This is a genomic window from Streptomyces sp. XD-27, from assembly GCF_030553055.1.
Classification (GTDB): Bacteria; Actinomycetota; Actinomycetes; order Streptomycetales; family Streptomycetaceae; genus Streptomyces.
Map to the genome: position 1 here is coordinate 1,026,168 of NZ_CP130713.1, position 18,241 is coordinate 1,044,408.

18 protein-coding genes and 1 pseudogene are annotated in these 18,241 nt (G+C 72.9%); 16 read left to right on the forward strand and 3 right to left on the reverse strand.

Annotated elements, in window-relative coordinates:
• Positions 1 to 48: 48 nt before the first annotated feature.
• Entirely contained in the window at positions 49 to 477 is a 429-nt protein-coding gene (locus Q3Y56_RS04320) for a luciferase family protein (protein ID WP_304460649.1), read from the reverse strand.
• Between the two features lie 168 nt (positions 478 to 645).
• Between Q3Y56_RS04320 and Q3Y56_RS04325 the strand changes: the two genes are divergently transcribed.
• The 4 genes from Q3Y56_RS04325 (at position 646) to Q3Y56_RS04340 (ending at position 4,048) form a co-directional block, all read left to right on the forward strand.
• Positions 646 to 1,224 (forward strand): carboxymuconolactone decarboxylase family protein, encoded by a 579-nt coding sequence (locus Q3Y56_RS04325; protein WP_304460650.1) that lies wholly within the window; start codon positions 646 to 648, stop codon positions 1,222 to 1,224.
• On the forward strand, positions 1,221 to 2,087 hold the full coding sequence (locus Q3Y56_RS04330) for an RNA polymerase sigma-70 factor (RefSeq protein WP_304460651.1): 867 nt from the start codon (positions 1,221 to 1,223) through the stop codon (positions 2,085 to 2,087). The genes Q3Y56_RS04325 and Q3Y56_RS04330 overlap by 4 nt, the downstream gene beginning before the upstream one ends.
• 189 nt (positions 2,088 to 2,276) lie before the next feature.
• Entirely contained in the window at positions 2,277 to 3,215 is a 939-nt protein-coding gene (locus Q3Y56_RS04335) for a RimK family alpha-L-glutamate ligase (RefSeq protein ID WP_304460652.1), read from the forward strand.
• Positions 3,212 to 4,048, forward strand: coding sequence for a RimK family alpha-L-glutamate ligase (locus Q3Y56_RS04340; protein ID WP_304460653.1), 837 nt, complete (start codon positions 3,212 to 3,214; stop codon positions 4,046 to 4,048). Before Q3Y56_RS04335 ends, Q3Y56_RS04340 begins: the two co-directional genes overlap by 4 nt.
• A 37-nt stretch (positions 4,049 to 4,085) precedes the next feature.
• Here the strand turns inward: Q3Y56_RS04340 and Q3Y56_RS04345 are convergent.
• A pseudogene (locus Q3Y56_RS04345) lies at positions 4,086 to 5,486 on the reverse strand (PLP-dependent aminotransferase family protein); the annotation flags it as partial.
• A gap of 149 nt (positions 5,487 to 5,635) precedes the next feature.
• Here Q3Y56_RS04345 and Q3Y56_RS04350 point away from each other — a divergent pair.
• Positions 5,636 to 6,271 (forward strand): LysE family translocator, encoded by a 636-nt coding sequence (locus tag Q3Y56_RS04350; RefSeq protein WP_304460654.1) that lies wholly within the window; start codon positions 5,636 to 5,638, stop codon positions 6,269 to 6,271.
• Here Q3Y56_RS04350 and Q3Y56_RS04355 read toward each other — a convergent pair.
• The gene (locus Q3Y56_RS04355) at positions 6,161 to 7,222 is read right to left on the reverse strand and encodes a LuxR C-terminal-related transcriptional regulator (RefSeq protein ID WP_304460655.1); all 1,062 of its coding nucleotides are present in this window, start codon (positions 7,220 to 7,222) and stop codon (positions 6,161 to 6,163) included. The genes Q3Y56_RS04350 and Q3Y56_RS04355 overlap by 111 nt on opposite strands.
• Before the next feature lie 622 nt (positions 7,223 to 7,844).
• Here Q3Y56_RS04355 and Q3Y56_RS04360 point away from each other — a divergent pair.
• Genes Q3Y56_RS04360 through Q3Y56_RS04410 form a run of 11 tightly spaced genes read left to right on the forward strand, consistent with a single transcriptional unit; the run spans position 7,845 to position 18,197 of the window.
• Positions 7,845 to 9,404 (forward strand): AMP-binding protein, encoded by a 1,560-nt coding sequence (locus Q3Y56_RS04360; RefSeq protein WP_304460656.1) that lies wholly within the window; start codon positions 7,845 to 7,847, stop codon positions 9,402 to 9,404.
• Positions 9,405 to 9,406: 2 nt separating this feature from the next.
• Positions 9,407 to 9,667 carry a phosphopantetheine-binding protein gene (locus tag Q3Y56_RS04365; RefSeq protein ID WP_304460657.1) on the forward strand — a complete coding sequence of 87 codons (261 nt, stop codon included), beginning with the start codon at positions 9,407 to 9,409 and terminating at the stop codon, positions 9,665 to 9,667.
• Positions 9,668 to 9,669: 2 nt separating this feature from the next.
• The gene (locus tag Q3Y56_RS04370; protein ID WP_304460658.1) at positions 9,670 to 10,770 is read left to right on the forward strand and encodes a hypothetical protein; all 1,101 of its coding nucleotides are present in this window, start codon (positions 9,670 to 9,672) and stop codon (positions 10,768 to 10,770) included.
• Positions 10,763 to 11,614 carry a tryptophan synthase subunit alpha gene (gene trpA, locus Q3Y56_RS04375; protein WP_304460659.1) on the forward strand — a complete coding sequence of 284 codons (852 nt, stop codon included), beginning with the start codon at positions 10,763 to 10,765 and terminating at the stop codon, positions 11,612 to 11,614. Before Q3Y56_RS04370 ends, trpA begins: the two co-directional genes overlap by 8 nt.
• Positions 11,611 to 11,985, forward strand: a complete 375-nt coding sequence (locus Q3Y56_RS04380) for an ectoine synthase (protein WP_304460660.1) — start codon at positions 11,611 to 11,613, stop codon at positions 11,983 to 11,985. Before trpA ends, Q3Y56_RS04380 begins: the two co-directional genes overlap by 4 nt.
• Positions 11,986 to 12,031: 46 nt before the next feature.
• Positions 12,032 to 13,171 carry an acyl-CoA dehydrogenase family protein gene (locus tag Q3Y56_RS04385; RefSeq protein ID WP_304460661.1) on the forward strand — a complete coding sequence of 380 codons (1,140 nt, stop codon included), beginning with the start codon at positions 12,032 to 12,034 and terminating at the stop codon, positions 13,169 to 13,171.
• A 50-nt stretch (positions 13,172 to 13,221) separates the two neighbouring features.
• Complete coding sequence (locus Q3Y56_RS04390; protein ID WP_304460662.1) at positions 13,222 to 13,923, forward strand: transglutaminase family protein; 702 nt, start codon at positions 13,222 to 13,224, stop codon at positions 13,921 to 13,923.
• A 19-nt stretch (positions 13,924 to 13,942) separates the two neighbouring features.
• Entirely contained in the window at positions 13,943 to 15,310 is a 1,368-nt protein-coding gene (locus Q3Y56_RS04395; RefSeq protein WP_304460663.1) for a TrpB-like pyridoxal phosphate-dependent enzyme, read from the forward strand.
• A gap of 6 nt (positions 15,311 to 15,316) precedes the next feature.
• Positions 15,317 to 16,003 carry an N-(5'-phosphoribosyl)anthranilate isomerase gene (locus Q3Y56_RS04400; RefSeq protein ID WP_304460664.1) on the forward strand — a complete coding sequence of 229 codons (687 nt, stop codon included), beginning with the start codon at positions 15,317 to 15,319 and terminating at the stop codon, positions 16,001 to 16,003.
• Entirely contained in the window at positions 16,000 to 16,710 is a 711-nt protein-coding gene (locus Q3Y56_RS04405) for an indole-3-glycerol-phosphate synthase (RefSeq protein WP_304460665.1), read from the forward strand. The genes Q3Y56_RS04400 and Q3Y56_RS04405 overlap by 4 nt, the downstream gene beginning before the upstream one ends.
• Positions 16,707 to 18,197 carry a UbiD family decarboxylase gene (locus Q3Y56_RS04410; RefSeq protein ID WP_304460666.1) on the forward strand — a complete coding sequence of 497 codons (1,491 nt, stop codon included), beginning with the start codon at positions 16,707 to 16,709 and terminating at the stop codon, positions 18,195 to 18,197. The genes Q3Y56_RS04405 and Q3Y56_RS04410 overlap by 4 nt, the downstream gene beginning before the upstream one ends.
• Positions 18,198 to 18,241: the final 44 nt, after the last annotated feature.

Here is an 18,241-nt window from a genome sequence, read left to right on the forward strand (position 1 = left end):
TGCCGCAATCGGCACACCATCGCCCGCCTCAACCGGAGACTGCTGCCCCTACCGCTTACGACGCCATCTGAAGGCTCGTCGCAATCGCTGGTCCGGACAGCCGCGGGAGACCGGCGTTGATTCCCGGGTGCAGGGGTCGGTTCGAGCCGATTCGGCCGCCCCCGGCTCGCCTCCCGTCGCCAGCAGCGCGGCACTGACGAGCGTGGCGAGCAGGTCGATGTCGGAGCCTGTCTCGAGCCGGACCGTGATCCACCCCGATGCCGCGGGCAGTTGGAGAGCGCTGGACGTGCGCAGAGCCGGACGCAGCCTGTGGATCATGTCATGGGTCAGGTGAACGTCGACCTCGTTGCCGTCATGGAAGTGCACGATCTCCCGGCCGCCGGCACACAGGCAATGCCGTGCTCCACACCCCGCACTCCCCCGCGAGAGCGCGGGCCAGCCGGCGAGATGCGCGTTCGCATATTCGGCCAAGTTCATATGGTCAGCCTGCCCGACCTTGCCCCGAGGGGATAGGGCCAGGACGCAAGGATCACGGAGCCGGCAGGGGCCGACTGCGTGGGGACCGGGCCATCGCCCAACCCGTTGTCACATTCGAGGGGGTGGCGGTGTCTTCATGTCAAACAGGCCCAACTGACAAGGACCACCATGACACTGCGCATTCCCAAGGCGGAGCTTCCCACCGAGATGAGCGAGGCCATGATCAAGCAGCTCGGTGCCGTGCCCGAGCCCGTCGAGGTGGTGTGGCACAGCCCCAAGGTCGCCACCTCCAACCTGGAGTTCTCGGCCAAGCTGAGCGAGTGGGATGCGGCCGACGCGAGCCTCAAGTCGTTCGCGCACATGGCCGTCGCGGCACAGGTCGGCTGCAGCTGGTGCCTCGACATCGGCTACTTCCAGGCGCAGAACGAGAACCTGGACCTGACCAAGGCAAGCCAGGTGCCGCGCTGGCGGGAGTCGGAGGTGTTCACCCCGCTGGAGCGGGACGTCCTCGAGTACGCCGAGGCCATGACGAACACGCCGCCGACCGTCACCGACGAGCTGTACGCGGGTCTGCTGGACCGGCTCGGCCCGGCGGCGATGGTCGAGCTCACCGCATACGTCGCGTTCGTCAACATGGCGACCAGGAACAACAACGCGAACGGGGTCACGTCGCAGGGCTACTCCGACGCCTGCGAGATTCCGCTGGCAGAGCGCCCGGAGACGTCCGGCGTGGCATCGACGGCATGACCCACGACCCGTTCGTCGCCCATCGCAGCCTGCTGTTCACGGTCGCCTACGAGATGCTCGGCTCGGCGGCCGACGCGGAGGACGTGCTGCAGGAGTCCTGGCTGCGGTGGGCCGACGTCGACCACGCGCAGGTGTACGATCCGCGGGCGTACCTCGTCCGGGTCGTCACGCGGCAGGCGCTCAACCGCCTGCGGACGTTGTCGCGCAGCCGCGAGGACTACGTCGGCGAGTGGCTGCCGGAACCGCTGCTGACCAGCCCTGACGTAGCCGAGGACGTCGAACTCGCGGAGAGCGTCTCGATCGCGATGCTGACGGTCCTGGAAACGCTCGGGCCGACCGAGCGGGCCGTGTTCGTGCTGCGCGAGGTCTTCGAGCTGCCCTACGGCGAGATCGCCGAGGCCATCGGGAAGTCCGCGGCCGCGGTGCGCCAGATCGCGCGGCGGGCACGCGAGCATGTGGCGGCCCGGCGGCCTCGGGCGCGGGTGAGCCGGTCGGAGCAGCGGGCCGTGGTGGAGCGGTTCCTGGCCGCGCTGCGAACCGGGCAGTTGCAGGAGCTGATGGAGGTCCTGGCGCCGGACGTGGTCATGGTCGCCGATGGCGGCGGACTGGTGGCCGCCGCTCTGGCTCCGATCCACGGCGCCGGACTGGTGGCGCCGTTGCTCGCGCGAGCGCACCGGGTGGTGGCGGCGCTCGAGACGACGGCCGTGTGGCTCAACGGTGCGCCGGCGGGCCGGATCGAGATCGACGGCGAGCCGTCCGCGGTGAGCCTCGTGGTGGAGGACGGGCGGGTCACCCGGATCTACGTGGTGCGAAATCCGCAGAAGCTGAGGCGGCTGGACGAACCGGCCGAACTCGCCAGGTAGGCCGGGTAGGCCAGGAGTGACTCCGCCGTGCGTGGGTGCTCCGGACGGTGACGACCGCCCGGAGCACCCACGCCTGCGGTCGCGACCGGCTGACCGGGAAGATCACCGCAGGGCAGCGCATGACATCCTGTGACGGCACAGCTCGCCGGATGAGGGTCGGCGGACATCCGGCGGTTACGAGGAAGGTCGATGAGGCTCTGCTTCCTGGTGGAGGAGCACTACCGTCACGACGGCATGCCGATCGAGGTGATCCGTCAGCTGACCGCCTGGGGGCATCAGGTGGACGTGGTGCGGCCGGGCGGTTCCCTCCTGCGCATGACCGAGGCGGTGCGGGCGGGTGCCCATGACGCGTGGGTGCTCAAGACGGTCTCAGGCGGCCCAGGGCTCACCCTGCTCGAAGCCGCCGCGTCGGCCGGAATGACGACGGTCAACGACGCCCGGTCGATACGAAATGTACGCGACAAGGCACTGGCCGCGGCCATCGGTCGCAGCCGCGGGCTTCCGCTGCCGCCGACCTACGCCGCGGCACGGCCCGAGTTGCTGGCGGAGATACCGGCGTCGGAATTCCCCCTGGTGGTCAAGCCCGCTGACGGCAGCTCGGGGCGGGCCGTCCATCTGGTGCCGTCGCCGGATCGACTCGCCGAGATGGCCCCCGAACTGGCCGGGGAGGGCATGCTCATCGCCCAGCCCTACGTGGCCAACTCGGGCATCGACGTCAAGGTGTACTGCGTGGGCGGCGAGCTGTACGCGACCGAGCGCCGCTCCCCGCTCCACCCGGACCGTTCGGTCCCAGAACGCCGCGTACCGCTGTCGACCGAGGTGGCCGCGATCGTCTCCGAGGTCGGGGCGGTCTACGGCCTCGACCTGTACGGAGTGGACGTGCTGCTGGGTCCGGAGGGGCCGGTGGTCGTCGACGTGAACGACTTCCCGAGCTTCCGTCAGGTCCCGGACGCGGCGGCGCGGGTGGCCCGAGCGGTACTCGGGCTGGCACGCACAGGCGGTGTGTCCGGCGCGACCGCGCTGTCCTCCGCCTGTCGGCCGGACCAGCGCGGCGCGGTCGGCGGGATGCCGATGACGCCCGGGGCACGCCCGGTGCAGGTCGCCGCGGCAGCGCGGGAGAGCGTATGAGGATCGGCCTGATCACGGCAGACCCCGGACATCCGCTGCTGGCCGCCACTGCCGCCCTTCTCACCCCCGAACACCGGGTGGAGAGACTGGATCCGGCAGCAGTGGATGAAGTCCCCGGACCGCTCGCCGACGTGTACCTGCTGAAGTCGCGTACGCCACCGGCGCTGGCCCTCGCCCGCGACCTCGAGCGGCGCGGCGCCCCCGTGGTGAACTCGGCCGCGGCGACCGCGCTGTGCCAGGACCGCACGGCGATGGCGGAACAGGCCGGGCGGGCCGGCCTCCCGTTCGCAGCCACCCGCAGCGCCACCACACTCGCCCACCTGGCGTCCGGCCCCCCGCTGCCCGGCCCGGTGGTGGTCAAGAGCCGCCACAGCCGACGGCACGACCTGGTTGCCCGCCTCGATGACGACCTGGACCTGCGGGAGCTCGCCGCCGCATGGCCGCGGGAGCCGGTCGTGGTCCAGGAGTTCGCGCCGAACAGCGGCTGGGACCACAAACTGTGGGCCGTCGGGGAGCGGCTCTTCGCCGCCCTGCGCCGCTCCGAACTCTCCCCTGAGGGGCGGGGTCCCACTCTGCCTCTCGACCCCGACCACCTGCCACCCGGCTGGCCCGCCCTGGTGCGCCGGGTCGGCGAGGTCTTCGAGCTGGACGTCTACGGCGTGGACATCATCGACACGGGCGGCGGCACCCCGCTGATCGTGGACATCAACGCCTTCCCCGGAGTCCGGGGTCAGTCCGGCGCTCCGGAGGCCCTGGCGGCACTGGCTCTGGACAGGGCCGACCGGCCCCCAGCTCCGCCCAGGCCGCGGCGAGGCGGTCCGCGAGGTCGGTGAGCCGGTCCTCGGGGAGGCTGAACGGGATCCTGATGTGGCTGTCGTGCGCGCCGCTCGCGTCGGTCACGGCTCCCGGGACGACCTCGACCCGGTGCCGGAGCGCCACCTGGGCGTACACCTGGGCGTCGGTGTCGCCGGGCAGCCGTACCCACAGCGCGGACCCGCCGGCCGGCCTGCTCCACCGCCAGGCGGGCAGCCGGGCCGCGAGCAGTCCTTCGAGATGGTCCAGGCGCCGGCGCAGCGTCACGGCCCGGCGGGCCTTCAGCTCGTCGAGCCGGGGCAGCAGCCGCGCGGCGAGGGCCTGGTCGAGAACCGGGCTGCCGAGGTCGGCCAGGGCCTTCAGCCGGGCGAGCCGCCCGACCACGTCGGCCGGTCCGCGGACCCAGCCGATGCGCAGCCCTCCCCATACGGCCTTGGCCAGCGAGCCCACCGTGAGCACTTCGGCAGCCGTGTGCGTGTCCGTACGCGTACCGGTACGCGTGTCCGTTCCCGGCCCGGCGCCCGGTTCGGCGAAGGCCGCGATGGGCGCGGGCTCCCCCGCCGCCTCCCCGACGCCGATGTCGTAGGCGATGTCCTCCAGAACGGGTACGGCATGGCGGCGGCAGAGTTCGGCGACCCGACGCCGGCGCCCCTCCGACATCAGCACGCCGGTCGGGTTGTGATAGGTCGGCGTGACGTACAGCAGTTCGGGACGGTGCCGGGTGAGCGCTTCCGCGAGTCCGTCGACGCGGATCCCGTCCTGGTCCAGGGGCACGGCGTACGGCCGGGCTCCGGCGGCGCGGAACACGTCCAGGCAGCCGGGCCAGCTCGGGCACTCCACCACGACGCCCGAGCCCCTGCGCAGATACAGCTGCGCCACGAGCCCCAGGGCCTGGGTCGCCCCCGTGGTGACCAGCACCTGCTCGGGTGTCGTGGGCAGTCCGGCGGCGGTGAAGTGGTCCGCGGCGGCGCGCCGCAGGCCGGGGAGGCCGCTCGGGTGGTACCCGGTGTCGGCCATGAGCCCGGTCAGGTCCGTGCTCAGCACCTCGTGGAGCGCTTCCCGGACTTCGGCCGCCGCCGGCTCCGCCGCCATGGCCAGCGAGATGGTCTCGTCGCGCCGGTCGACCAGCCGTTGCAGCAGCGCGGTCGCGCGCCCGCCGGAGACCCGGCCGTCGCGGCCCGCCGACCGGGGCACCGGCCGCGCGGCGACCCGGGTGCCGCTCCCCCGCCGGCTCTCCACCGCCCCGAGCGCCCGCAGTTCGTCGTAGGCCGCGACGACGGTGGCCCGGCTGACGCCGAGGGCCTTCGCGAGGCCGCGCTCGGAGGGAAGCCGTGCGCCGGAGCCGAGATCCCCGGCCAGTACGGCGCGGTGGAGCGCGTGCGCGAGCTTGCCGTACAGCGGGCCGGGGCCGGCCATCCAGTCGCCGAGCAGGAGCAGCAGCTCCGAAGGATCCGTCATCCGGTCCACTTTCCCCTTCGTTGGCCCGGGTGGAGTTCTTCTCGCGCCGTCAGGCTAGGGGACATGAGTCCTTCTGCTGCCCCGCTCCGCCGCGAAACCGGGTCCCCTCCCCTGCCCCGCCGCAGGCACCGCATCGCGGCGGAGCGCGCGTGATCCCGGAGACCTCGCGGCTGCTCGCCTTCGTCGCCGCCTCCCTCGTGCTGATCCTGGTCCCCGGACCGAACCTCGTCTACGTCCTCACCCGGAGCGTCAGCCAGGGCCGCCGCGCCGGGCTCTGCTCGGCCCTCGGCGTGGAGGCCGGCACCCTGGTCCACATCGCGGCCGCCGCGTTCGGCCTCTCCGCCCTGATCGCGCGCTCCGACGTCGCCTACACCGTCCTGAAATACGCCGGAGCCGTCTATCTCGTCCATCTCGGCGTACGGGCCATCAGGCGCCCGTCCGCACTCGACCTGTCCGGGACGGCGGCCCCGACGCCCCTGGTGCGGGTGTTCCGGGCCGGCGTCCTGGTGAACGTGCTCAATCCGAAGGTCGCACTGTTCTTCCTCGCCTTCCTGCCGCAGTTCGTCAGCGCCGACGCGGGCACGGCGGCGGCTCGGGGACACATGCTCGTGCTGGGCGCGGTGTTCTTCGCCATCGCGCTGACGCTCGACGTCGCGTACGCCCTGGCAGGCGGCCTACTGGGCGCCTGGCTCCGCGGCAGCCCCCGGTTCCTGCGCCGGCAACCGCTCGTGGTCGGGGCCGTCTACATCTGCCTCGGGATGTTCGCGGCGGTACCCGCTGCCTGAGCCGCCGTCCGAAGCGAGCCAGCCGAGTTCCTGGGCGCGCACGCCCGCCTGGAAGCGGCTGGTGGCACCCAGCTTGTCCATCAGGTCCGCGGTGATCCGGCGCAGGGTCCGGATGGAGACGCCCAGTTCCCGGGCGATCGCCTCGTCCTTGAGACCGGCGTTGAGCATCTGCAGCACGGTGAACTGCTGGGTGTCCAGCGGCGGGGCGTGCTCACCGGGCCCGTCGGGCGCCGCGCTGTCCAGCGCCGTCGCCGAGTGCCAGCAGTGCTCGAAGACCCGGCGGAGCAGATGGGTGATGATCGGGCCGCGCGTGACCAGCGCGGCGGCCTGCGCCTCGTTTCCGGGGGCCGGGGTGAAGGCCATGACGTCGTCGATCACGATGAGACGGAAGGGGATGGTGGGCGCCAGCCGGATCGCGGCGCCCATGCCCTGGAGTTCCCGCAGATAGCGCAGGCCGTTGGGGACCCGGCTGGTGGAGGCCAGATGGATGGTGCGCATGGCGACGCCGCGCTTGAGGACGCGCTGGTTCCGGGCGATGCGGTCCGGGGTCCGGCTCTCGATCACGGGCCCGGGGTGCATGCTCAGCACCTCGTTGACCGCGATCTCGGCGGAGTCCTCCAGGCATTCGGAGATCCTGTCCATCCCGACGATCAGCTCCGCCGGTGCCAGGCTCGTCTGGTCGTGGTACTGGTCGGCCAGCTCCGTGCACAGCAGCCGGATCGCCTTGCGCAGGCGCACCGAGTCGGCCAGCCACATGTCGGCCGACTCCTCGGCCATGCACGCCAGCCGGGCCAGCGCCTTCTCGGTGGAGACGGTGGCCAGCCGGTCGGGCCCGGCGTCGGCGAGCAGGCCGACCTCCCGCAGCAGCCGGGTCGCCTCACTGAAGGTCTGCTGGTCAAGTCGGGTGCGCTCCCGTAACTCGCGGATTTCCAGCGTGGGTTCCTTCAGCATGCTTCTGTACAGATCCGCGAGCACTTTCCGGTCCTCTTCGATATCCACCGAGACCCCCCACGGCGCGAAAACGGAATGGATCATTTTGCTGGCCGGTGGGCGTCATGTCCCTTGGCTGCCAGCCTTCGTCACTTTACTGGCGTTTTTTCCATCGGCAGAGTTACTTCCATCAGCGCCTTCCGAGGAGGGAACTCCTTCGGCGGGCGGTCAGTTGGAGGGAGTGCACGACACCATGGCAGGACGGACTGCGTGCGGGCCCGCCGGTACGGCGGGGCGCACGGCTCGGGGGACGGTCGTGGGTTCGGCGGCGCCGTCGGCAAGAGGCAAGAAATCACTGTCGACCGCCGTGGCGCTGGGGAGCCGGCGGACCACCTGCCGCGGGCGCGCGGACGACGAAGGCGACTTCGAGTGGGGCTGAGGGCACCGCTCCGCTGAGTCGGTGACGCACTGCTCGGCCATTCCCGTGCAGGGCCGGATTTCCCCACCCCGCACGTCCATAAAGGTTCGGTCATCAACATCTTGGTATTCCTTCATACCTCGCGCCGATGCGCCGTTCCCTTTTCACTCCGTCGCCTTTCGTCGTTTCCTTTTGTGCGGCTCTGTGCCGAGGAAGGACTGCCCGATGTCGAGTCATCTGCCGGCGCGTATCATCCGGCACGCAGTACGGCGCCCCGACGCCCCGGCGCTGCTCTGGCACGGCCGTGAGATCGGCTACGGGCGGCTCATCGCCATGGCCGGCCGGGCGGCCGAGAGGCTGCGTACGGACGGCGTTCGCTCCCCGGTCGCCCTCGTCGCCAAGAAGTCACCGGAATCCGTGGCCGTGGTACTCGCCTGCCTCCTGGTGCGCCGGCCCGTGCTCATCGCCCCGGTCGACCTGGGCGAGGAGGCGTTGCCGGTCCTGCTGGCCGCCGCCGGCGCCGAACGGCTGCCGGACCCCGGCGACCTCACGTCGGGAGGGCCGAAGGAGACCGGGTCGGGCAAGGACACGGGGCCCGGCGAGGGCGGCACGGCGGGGCTCGACCCGGTGCCGGGTGACCCTGACGACGTCGCCCTGCTGCTCACCACGTCGGGCTCCACGGGGGTCCCCAAGGTCGTGCCGGTCACCTTCGGCGCGCTCGACCGCTTCACTTCATGGGCGGCCGGCCACTTCGCGGTCGGGGCCGACAGCACCGTGTTCAACCACGCACCCCTCACCTTCGACCTGTGCCTGTTCGACATCTGGACAACGCTGGGCAGCGGCGGCTGCGTGGCTGTCGTCGACCAGGACCTCGCCGCCAACCCCGGCCACCTGGCAGCGGTCTTCCGGGCGCGGCCCGTCCATGTCGTCCAAGGGGTGCCCCTGCTCTACGCCTTGCTCGCCCGCGCCGCCTCGGACACCGGCGCCGCGCGTCTGGCCTCCGTCCGGCATGTCCTGATCACCGGTGACGCGATCTCCGAGCGGGCCTTCGCCGCCCTGCCGGCCCTCTTTCCGCAGGCGCGCTTCCACAACGTCTACGGCTGCACCGAGACCAACGACAGCTTCGTCCACGAGATCGACACCGACGCCCCGATGCCGCACGGCTCCCTGCCGCTCGGCCGTCCGGTGGCCGGCACGCGCGCATGGCTCCGGGGCGATGACGGCAGCGTGCTGCGCGGCGCGGGGCGGGGCGAACTCGTCGTCCGCACACCGTTCCAGACCACCGGCTACGTCGGCGCCGCCCCACCGGTGAGCCCGTTCGTTCCGCACCCGGACGCCGCGGCGACCGGACTCTTCTACCGCACCGGCGACCTGGTGCGCAGACACCCCGACGGCACGCTGACGCTGGAGGGCCGCCGGGACTTCGTGGTGAAGGTGCGCGGCATCCGCGTGAACACGGCGGAACTCGAAGCCGCCTTGAGCGCGCACGACGAGATCGAGGAAGCCGCGGTGCTCGCGCTGCCCGACGAGGAGGCCGGCAAGGTGCTGCACGCGGTCGTGCGCCGTACCGTCACGGCCACCCTCGACAGTCTCGCGCTGCGCCGGTACCTGGGGCGCCGGCTGCCGCGGGCCGCGCTGCCGAAGGCCGTCCGGTGGGCCGATGGGCCGCTACCGCGCACCTCGACCGGAAAGCTCGACCGCACCGCGCTGGCGGCGGCGATCGGCGCCGGCCCGCGAACTCCCGCCCCGCCCATCCGCCGACCGAGCCGACGAACCGGAGACTGACCATGGACCGCACCGCGCAGATCAAGAAGTACCTCATCGAGCAGTTCGCCCTCGACATCGGACCCGACGACCTGGCCGACGACTACGACCTGCTGGCCGGCGGCGTCATCGACAGCCTCGGCCTGCTCACCCTGGTGAGCTGGCTCGAAGCCACCTACGGACTGGACCTGGACGTCCTGGACATCGCCCCGGACAACTTCCGCTCCGTCGCCGCGATCGACGCGTTCTGCGACACGGCGGACGCGGCGGCGGGGACGCGATAGCGGTGCCCGATCTGCTGCCCGCCCTCATCGTCGGCGACCCCGTGCCCGTCCGCGCCTGGTCGGACTTCTGGGACCGGCTGCACACCGGTGACACACCGAACGCCGAAGCCCTCGCGGTGCTCACCGCGCTGTCGACCCGGCTGCCGGCCGCCGCCACCCTCGACGCCCTCCTCCGCTCGCTCGACGAACGGCGCGCGAGCGGACCCCGCGGCGGCGAGGCGATGCCCGCCGCATGGCCGGGGACGGTGAACATGGTCGGCACCGGCGGCGGCCCGCCCACCGTCAACCTGAGCACGGCCGCCGTACTGCTCGCCGCGACCCTGGGCGTACGGATCGTCAAGACCGGCTCACGCGGCCACACCAGCCGCACCGGCTCGGTCGACATCCTGGAGCGGCTGGGCATTCCCCTCGCCTCCTCCTACGCGCAGTGCGAGGACGGGCTCGGCCGCCACGGCATCGCGTTCGCCGGCGGCTTCGTGTACCCGGTCGAGCTGACCACGCTGGCCCGGCGCATCCTGCCGTACGGGCTGAAGCAGGTCGGCGGGGCCGTGAACACCCTCGGCCCGCTGCTGGCGCGCGTACCGGTCGCCGCACAGCTCACCGGCATCGCCGAGCCGCACGCCCGCACGGTGCTCACCGGCCTCGTCTCGCGCCGGGCCGCGGCCGAGCGCCGTATCTGGCTGCTGCACAACGACCTCGGCGTCGACGAGCTGGTCAGCTTCGCCGACAACGTCGTCCGTCCGCACGACGGCCCGCCGCTGCGCATCGGGCCGCACACGCTACGGGCGCTGAGCCCCGCCGAGGGCACGCTGGCGGACCTCGCGCCCGCCCCGGACGGGGTGCCGCCCGAGACGTATCTGAGGGAGCTGCTCGCCGGGCGGGGCCCTCGTGCGGCGCTGCGCAGCATCGGTCTCAACGCCGCGGCGGCCGCCGTCCTCTCCGGCGCCCGGCCGGACTGGGCGACCGCACTCGCCGCCGCCGAGGACGCGCTGGCCGACGGCGCCGCGCTGCGGCTCGTGGAGCGGCTGCGGGCCGACCGTACGCGCCGTCCCGGCGGTGCGCGGGGCGGCGACCGCACGGCCGGGGCGGGTGTCCATGGCTGAGCCGCGCCGGTTCTTCCCCGGCCGCGGAGCGCATGATCCGGGACTCGCCCTGTTCCTCAACGCCGGGGATCCGGGCCCGCCGGAGCGCTTCGAGGAACTGCTGCTGATGCTGGACGAGTCCGGCGTGGACTGCCTCGAACTGGCCGTGCCGTTCCCCGACTCCATCACCGACGGGCCGGTCATCCGCCGTTCGGCGCTGCGGGCCCTGGACAGCGGCGTCGACCTGGCGTGGACCCTGGATCTGCTGGCCCGCGTACGCCCGCGGATGCGGCACACCCGGGTGGCTCTGCTCGCCGACTGGCGGGCCTCCGTCCACCCCGTCGGCCCGCGGGAGTTCCTCGCACGGGCCCGCGACGCCGGAGCGGACGGCGTGCTGGTGCACGGGGCGCCGCCCCGGGCGCGGCCGGGGTGTCTGGAGGCCGCCGCCCACCTCGGCCAGCCGATGGTGACGACCTGCTACGCCCGGTCCGACCCGGCCGTGCTGGAGGAGGCGGCGCGCACCGCCTCGGCCTATCTCTACCTCGTCGCCCATTACGGGCGCACGGGGTCCGCCGCTCTCGATCGGGGATCCCTGGAACCGGTCCTGAGCAGGCTCAAGAAGCTGACCGAAGTACCCGTCGCGGTGGGCTTCGGTGTCCGTACCGCCGCCGATGTCGCCGCGGTCGGCCGCCTGGGGGCGGACGCCGCGGTCGTCGGAACCGCCGTGGTCGCCCGGCTGGAGCGGGCGCTGCTCACCGGGGCGGATCCGGTCACCGAAGCCCGCGCCTGCGTCGCGGAGCTGCTCGAAAGCGCTGCGGGACCGCCCGGAAGCGCTACAGACACGTCCACGGGGAGGAATCCATGATCATCCGTCGGCTCGCGGACGTCCCGTCCGTCGACTGGGGCAACGGGCTCAGCCGCCGCTTCCTGCTGGACTCGGACGGCATGGGATACACCGTCACCGACACCGTGGTGTCGGCCGGAACCAAGTCGCTGCTGGAGTACAAGCACCACCTCGAGGCGTGCTACTGCATCTCCGGCAGCGGTGAGGTCGTGGACATGGCCGGCGACAGCCATCCCATCACCCCCGGCACCCTCTACGCGCTGGACCGGCACGACGCGCACTGGCTCATCGCCCACCCCGCCGAGGACCTGCGCCTGGTCTGCGTCTTCACCCCGGCGCTGCGCGGCGACGAACGGCATTCGCTCAGCGGCGCGCACTCCTCCCACTACTGAGGACGCCGACCGATGGCAGACGACAGACGACGACGCAGGAGTCCCCGTGATCGAATGGACCGGTGAGCAGACGCGGTTACGCGACGGGCTCACCCCCTGGTTCGAGAAGTTCGGCGACCGGCACCTGACGTACGACGCGGCGGCGGAGTTCCCCCGCGGTCCCTGGGACGCCGTCCGGGACAGCGGGCTCCTGCGACTGCCGTTCGGCGAGGACTGGGGCGGACTCGGGCAGTCCCTCCTGACGACCATGTACGTCCTCGAAGCCCTCGGGTACGGCTGCCGCAACGGCGGGCTGAACTTCTCCGTCACCACCCACATGGTCAGCACGGGGGTGCCGCTGCAGCGCTTCGGCTCCGCCGAGCTCAAGCAGCGGTATCTGCCGGGGGTGTGCGACGGTTCGCTGATCGGCGCCCACGCCATCAGCGAACCGGACGCGGGCTCGGACATGATGAGCATGCGGACCACCGCGGTGCGCGACGGCGACGCGTACGTGCTGCGCGGCTCCAAGACGTTCGTCAGCAACGGCCCGGTCGCCGAGCTCGTCGTGGTGTACGCCAGGACCGACGCCTGCGCCGGGCCGCTGGGGATCAGCGCGTTCCTGCTGCGGCGCGGCACACCCGGCCTGGCCTTCGGCAACCCCATCGCGAAGATGGGACTGAGGTCGTCGCCGTTCTGCGAGCTGTTCCTCGACGACTGCCGGATCCCGGCCGACCACCTGATCGGCCGCGCCGGGACCGGCTTCCTGATCCTGGACCACGTCATGCGGTGGGAGATCCTGTGCTCCTTCGCCGTGACCCTGGGCGAGATGCAGCGGCGCCTGGAGCGTTGCGTCGCGTACGCCAAGGAGCGCCGGGCCTTCGGCCGGCCGATCGGCGGCTTCCAGGCCGTCTCCCACAAGATCGTGGATATGCGGATCGGCGTGGAGAGCGCCCGGAAATGGCTCTACGACACGGCGGAGAAGCACACCCGGGGCGAGAACGTCGCCGCCGATCTCGCGATGACCAAGCGGGTGGTCAGCGAGGCCAACCTGACCTCCGCGCTGAGTGCCGTGCAGATCTTCGGGGGCAACGGCTACACCGCCGAGTACGGCCTGGAGCAGGAGTTGCGCAACGCGGTCGCCGGGACGATCTACTCGGGCACCTCCGAGGTCCAGTCGTCCCGCATCGCCGCCGGCCTGGGCCTGTAGCCGGGCTCTCCCCCGGACCCCGGTCCGTCCCTCCGACCCGACGAGGCCCCATGAATCACGACTCCGCACTCGCCCGCACCGCCTTCCTCGACCACGACTCGCCCGAGGTACGGCGGTTCGTCGGCCAGGCGCTCCACGGCGCGGGCACCAGCGACCGGGAGCGCGCCGTACGCCTCTACTACGCCGTGCGCGACCAGATCCGCTACGAGATCTACGGCGCGGACCTGACCCGCCGCGGCCTGACCGCCTCGCAGGTGGTCCGTACCGGCAAGGGACTGTGCATCCACAAGTCCGTGCTCTACGTCTCCGCGCTGCGCTGCGTGGGGATCCCCGGCCGGCTCGTGTTCACCGACGTCCGCAACCACCTGTCCTCGGAAGCCGTACGGGAGTTCATCGGCGGGGACATCTTCCACTACCACGCCCTGACCTCGCTCCGCCTGGACCGGTGGATCCGCGCGACGCCGGTGTTCAACCGGCTGCTGTGCCGCCTCTACCGCATCGAGCCGATGGAGTTCGACGGGACCGCCGACAGCGTCTACCACCCCTACGACGAGCGCGGCGGGACCCACATGGAACTGATCAAGGAGCACGGCGAGTTCGACGACCTGCCGTACGACGAGGTACTGGCCGGACTCCGCCGCGAGCATCCGCGCATCTTCGTCGAGGGCACCGACGACCGGTTCGTCGCCGGCTCGCTGGCAGCGGACGCCGACGCGGAGGCCGCCCGCACAGCCGCGCCCCGCACCGACTGACCGAGAGGACAAGCCCGCCGTGGAATCCATCAAGTACCAGCTCAGCGACGTCCGCATCCCCACGTCCTGGTACAACATCGCCGCTGACCTGCCCGGCCTCGCTCCGCCGCTGCACCCGGCGACCGGCGCCCCGGCCTCGGTCGGCGACCTGACCGGCATCATGCCCAAGGAACTGGCGGAACAGGAGCTGTCCACGACGCGTGAGATCGAGATCCCGGACCCGGTCCGGCAGGTCTACGCGCAGTGGCGGCCGTCCCCGCTGTTCCGCGCCCGCCGTCTGGAGAAGGCGCTGGGCACGCCGGCGCGGATCTACTACAAGTACGAGGGCGTCAGCCCGGCGGGCAGCCACAAGCCCAACACCGCCTTCCCGCAGGCCTTCTACAACAAGCAGGCGGGCATCAGACGGCTGACGACGGAGACCGGCGCCGGGCAGTGGGGATCGTCGCTGGCGCTGGCGGGCGCGCTCTTCGGCCTCGAGGTCCAGGTGCACATGGTGCGGGTCAGCTACCACCAGAAACCGCACCGGCGTGCCCTGATGCACGCCTACGGCGCCACCTGTCTGCCCAGCCCCTCCCGTGAGACGGACGTCGGCCGCCGGATCCTCGACCAGGATCCGGACTGCCCCGGCAGCCTGGGGATCGCCACCTCCGAGGCGCTGGAACTGGCCATGAACGACCCGCACACCAACTACGCCGGCGGCAGCGTGCTCAACAACGTCGTCCTGCACCAGACGGTGATCGGGCAGGAGGCCATGGCACAGCTGGACATGGCCGAGGACTACCCGGACCTGATCGTGGGCTGCGCCGGCGGCGGCAGCAACCTCGGTGGGCTGGCCTTCCCCTTCCTCGGCGCACGGCTGCGCGGCGGGGACGGCGTCCAGGTCGTCGCGGCGGAACCGGCGGCCTGCCCCACGCTGACCCGCGGCCGGGTCGCCTACGACTTCGGGGACACCGCGGGGCTCACGCCGCTGCTGCGCATGCACACCCTCGGGCACTCCTTCATCCCGCCCTCGATCCACGCCGGGGGCCTGCGCTACCACGGGATCTCACCGCTGGTCAGCCATGCCGTGACGGAGGGGCTGATCGAAGCGCGGGCCGTGCCGCAGACCCGCTGCTTCGAGGCCGGACTGGTCTTCGCCCGCAGCGAGGGCATCGTGCCGGCCCCGGAGTCCACGCACGCCGTCCGCGTGGTGATCGACGAAGCGGTGCGCTGCCGCGAGGAGGGCCGGCCGCGGGTGATCCTGTTCGGGTTGTCGGGGCATGGCCACTTCGACCTGGGCGCGTACGAGAAGCACCTGGCGGGCGAGTTGGGTGACGAGGGCATGGACCCCGAGGCCGTGGCCCGCTCCCTGGCCGCCTTGCCGGAGCTGCCCGGCGGAGAGGGCTGAGGCGCCGTGCTGCTGAAGGTGTGCGGCGTCACCGATGTCCACGAGCTGCGCCGGATGTCCGGCTTCCCCGTCGAGCTGGCCGGGCTGTGGCACGGCGTGCCCGGCGGGCGGCGGGAGCTGTCCCTGTCCCGGCTCGTCCGACTGGCCCGCTGCGCCCGGCAGGTGGCCGTCGAACCGGTGCTGGTCACGCTCCTGGACGACCCGGAGCGGCTGCGGGAAGTGGTCGCGGCGTCGGGGGTGCGCTGGGTCCAGTTGCACGGCTACCCGGCGCCCGCCCGGGTGCGGCGGATCAGAGCGGCGCTGCCGGACGTCACGCTGGTCAAGGTGCTGCACGCGCGAGGCGGTCAGGTCGTGGAGGAGCCGCTGGCGGACGCGTACCGGCGCGCGGGGGCCGATCTCTTCCTCTTCGACTCGGTGGCCGACGACGGCCGGATCGGCAGTACCGGCATGCCCCTGGACCCCACAGCGCCGATCCGTGTACTGGAGCGGACCGACCTGCCGTTCCTGCTGGCCGGCGGCCTCGGCCACACCGGCGCCGACCGGTACGACGGCCTGCTGCGGCACCGCGGCTTCCGGGGCATCGACGTGGACAGCGCGCTGCGCGGCGACGACGGGTCCCTCAGGCTGCGGCGGGTCGACGCGATCAGGGCGGCGTGGCGGGAGCGGCGCGCGGCGGTGGAGTGCGCGCCATGACCTCCACCACCGGTACGTCGTTCGCCACCGCCCTGCTGACCGCCCGGACGCCGGTCGTGATGGAGCTGAAACGGCGCAGCGCGCAGGGGGCGGACCTGTTCCGGGGCCGGACCCCGGCGGAACTCGCCGCGCTGTATGAGGAGATGGGCGCCCCCGCGCTGTCGGTGGTGACAGGCAGGTGGTTCGGGGGCGGTCCGGAGCTGCTGGCGGAGGTGGTGGCGGCGACCGGGCTGCCGGTGCTCGTCAAGGACTTCCTCACCAAGGAGCGCCAGCTCGCCGAGGCCGCCGCACGGGGCGCGTCGGCGGTCCTGCTCACCGCGGGGCTGCTGCCGCGGACCCTCCTCCCGCGGATGATCGAGTCCTGCCTCGGCCACGGGCTCACGCCGTTCGTGGAAGTGACCGCCGAGCGCGAGCTGGCGAGCCTCGTCCACGCGGACCGCTGCGTCGTGGCCGTCAACAACAAGGACATCCGGCAGCGCGAACGGGACGCCGGCGACCTGGGGCGCAGCCGCGCCCTGCTGCCCGCCGTCCTGGCGACGGGCACCCCCGTGCCGGTCAGCGCCAGCGGCATCCGCACCCCGGCCGAGGCCGCAGGGCTGCTGGCGGCGGGCTACCGGGCACTCCTGGTGGGCACCGGTCTGCTGCTCCAGGACGACCTCCGGGCCTGGTTCGCGGACCTGGAGCGGCAACGGGAGCGGATCCGGTGACCGGCGCGACGGCGCCGCCGCCGGCCCTGTCGCTGCGGGCCGCCCTCGCCGAGCTGCGCGCCGGGCCGCCGGGCGCGGTAGTGGAGCACGACGAGCCGGCGGACCGCACGCGGGTGGCCGACCACTTCGCCCGCGCCTACGCGGGCGTGCCCGCCCGCGGCGTCTCGCGCCCCGAGCCCGCGGTGCTCTACACGGCGGTGCCCGGCGGCCCGGTGCTGCTCGGCCTGTACGGGGACGAGGAGCGGCTGCGCCGCTGGCTGCCCGGGCTGCCGGAGCGCGCCGCCCCCGAGACCGCGGCGCGCCTGGTCGCCGAGGCCGTCCGCCCGAACGCGGCGCCCGTCGCCGTGTCGCGCCCGCCCTGCCAGGAGCACCGGACCACAGGAGCGCGGGTCGACCTGTCCGGGCTTCCGGTGCCGGTCCTCACCCCGCGGGACGCGGGCCCGTACCTCACCGCCGCGCTGGTGCGCGCGGAGGACCCGGCGACGGGCCGTACCGCGCTGTCGGCGCACCGGATGCTGGTGGTGGGCCGCGACCGGCTCACCGTGTGGATGGTGCCCGGCCGGCAGGTGAAGGCCCTGTACGAGCAGGCGGTGCGGGAGGGCCGGCCGCTGCCGGTCACCGTGAACATCGGGGTGCCGCCCGCGGCCATGGTGGCGTCCGCGCTGAACACCCGGTTCCTGCCGGACGGGCTGGACAAGCTCGCCGTCGCCGGGGCACTGGCCGGGCGGCCGCTGGCAGTGGCGCCCGCGCTCACCCAGCCGGTGTCCGCCCTGGCGGAGGCCGAGATCGTGCTGGAGGGGTACCTCGACGGCTCCGTCGCGGACGAGGCCCTGCCCGGGGCCGAACCGCGCGGCTCGCTGCCGGAGTTCCTCGGCTTCGACGGAGGGGCCAGGCCCGGGCTGCCGGTGCTGACCGTCACCGCCGTGACCCATCGGTCCGATCCGGTCTTCCAGGCCGTCATCGGGCCGGGCCGCGAGCAGTCGGCCGTCCTCGGCGCGGCGGGCGCGCTCTCCGCGGCGCTGTCGCTGCGCCCGGTGCTGCCGCGGGCCGAGGGGGTGCGGGTGCGGCGGCTGCACTTCGCCGCGGCGGGCGGCGGCATGCTGCTGCTGGCGGTCGCCGTGCGCAAGGAGTCGGCGGCCGCGGACGGCGGGCTCGCGGTGCTCGCCCGGGAGCTGCTGGAGCGTCACCCGTTCGTGAAGCTGGTGGTCTTCACGGACGACGACGTCGACGTCGGGTGCGCCGAGGACCTGCTGTGGGCGCTGGTGACCCGGTCGAACCTGGGCGCCGACGCCACGGCCTGGCCGCGGTTGCCCCCGGTGCCCATGGACCCGTCGCAGACGCCCGACTGGGCCGCGGTCCGGCACGGCGCGGAGCGGCCTCCGGGCCGGGTCTCCGTGGACGCCACGACGCCGTATGCGCTGCGCTCCCGCACCGCCCGCAGCTTCCGCCCTGAGGCGGGGCTGGCCGCTACCGGCCATTGCCGGTAGCGGGCACCGCCGCGGCCGCTGTGCCGCCGCACCACCGTAGTTGG

Bases quoted from the DNA above. Each gene is read 5' to 3' on its own strand.
- trpA (WP_304460659.1), top strand. From the start codon at position 10,763: ATGGCTGAGCCGCGCCGGTTCTTCCCCGGCCGCGGAGCGCATGATCCG.
- Q3Y56_RS04365 (WP_304460657.1), top strand. From the start codon at position 9,407: ATGGACCGCACCGCGCAGATCAAGAAGTACCTCATCGAGCAGTTCGCC.
- Q3Y56_RS04380 (WP_304460660.1), top strand. From the start codon at position 11,611: ATGATCATCCGTCGGCTCGCGGACGTCCCGTCCGTCGACTGGGGCAAC.
- Q3Y56_RS04335 (WP_304460652.1), top strand. From the start codon at position 2,277: ATGAGGCTCTGCTTCCTGGTGGAGGAGCACTACCGTCACGACGGCATG.
- Q3Y56_RS04355 (WP_304460655.1), bottom strand. From the start codon at position 7,222: ATGCTGAAGGAACCCACGCTGGAAATCCGCGAGTTACGGGAGCGCACC.
- Q3Y56_RS04360 (WP_304460656.1), top strand. From the start codon at position 7,845: ATGTCGAGTCATCTGCCGGCGCGTATCATCCGGCACGCAGTACGGCGC.
- Q3Y56_RS04320 (WP_304460649.1), bottom strand. From the start codon at position 477: ATGAACTTGGCCGAATATGCGAACGCGCATCTCGCCGGCTGGCCCGCG.
- Q3Y56_RS04390 (WP_304460662.1), top strand. From the start codon at position 13,222: ATGAATCACGACTCCGCACTCGCCCGCACCGCCTTCCTCGACCACGAC.
- Q3Y56_RS04330 (WP_304460651.1), top strand. From the start codon at position 1,221: ATGACCCACGACCCGTTCGTCGCCCATCGCAGCCTGCTGTTCACGGTC.
- Q3Y56_RS04340 (WP_304460653.1), top strand. From the start codon at position 3,212: ATGAGGATCGGCCTGATCACGGCAGACCCCGGACATCCGCTGCTGGCC.
- Q3Y56_RS04405 (WP_304460665.1), top strand. From the start codon at position 16,000: ATGACCTCCACCACCGGTACGTCGTTCGCCACCGCCCTGCTGACCGCC.
- Q3Y56_RS04325 (WP_304460650.1), top strand. From the start codon at position 646: ATGACACTGCGCATTCCCAAGGCGGAGCTTCCCACCGAGATGAGCGAG.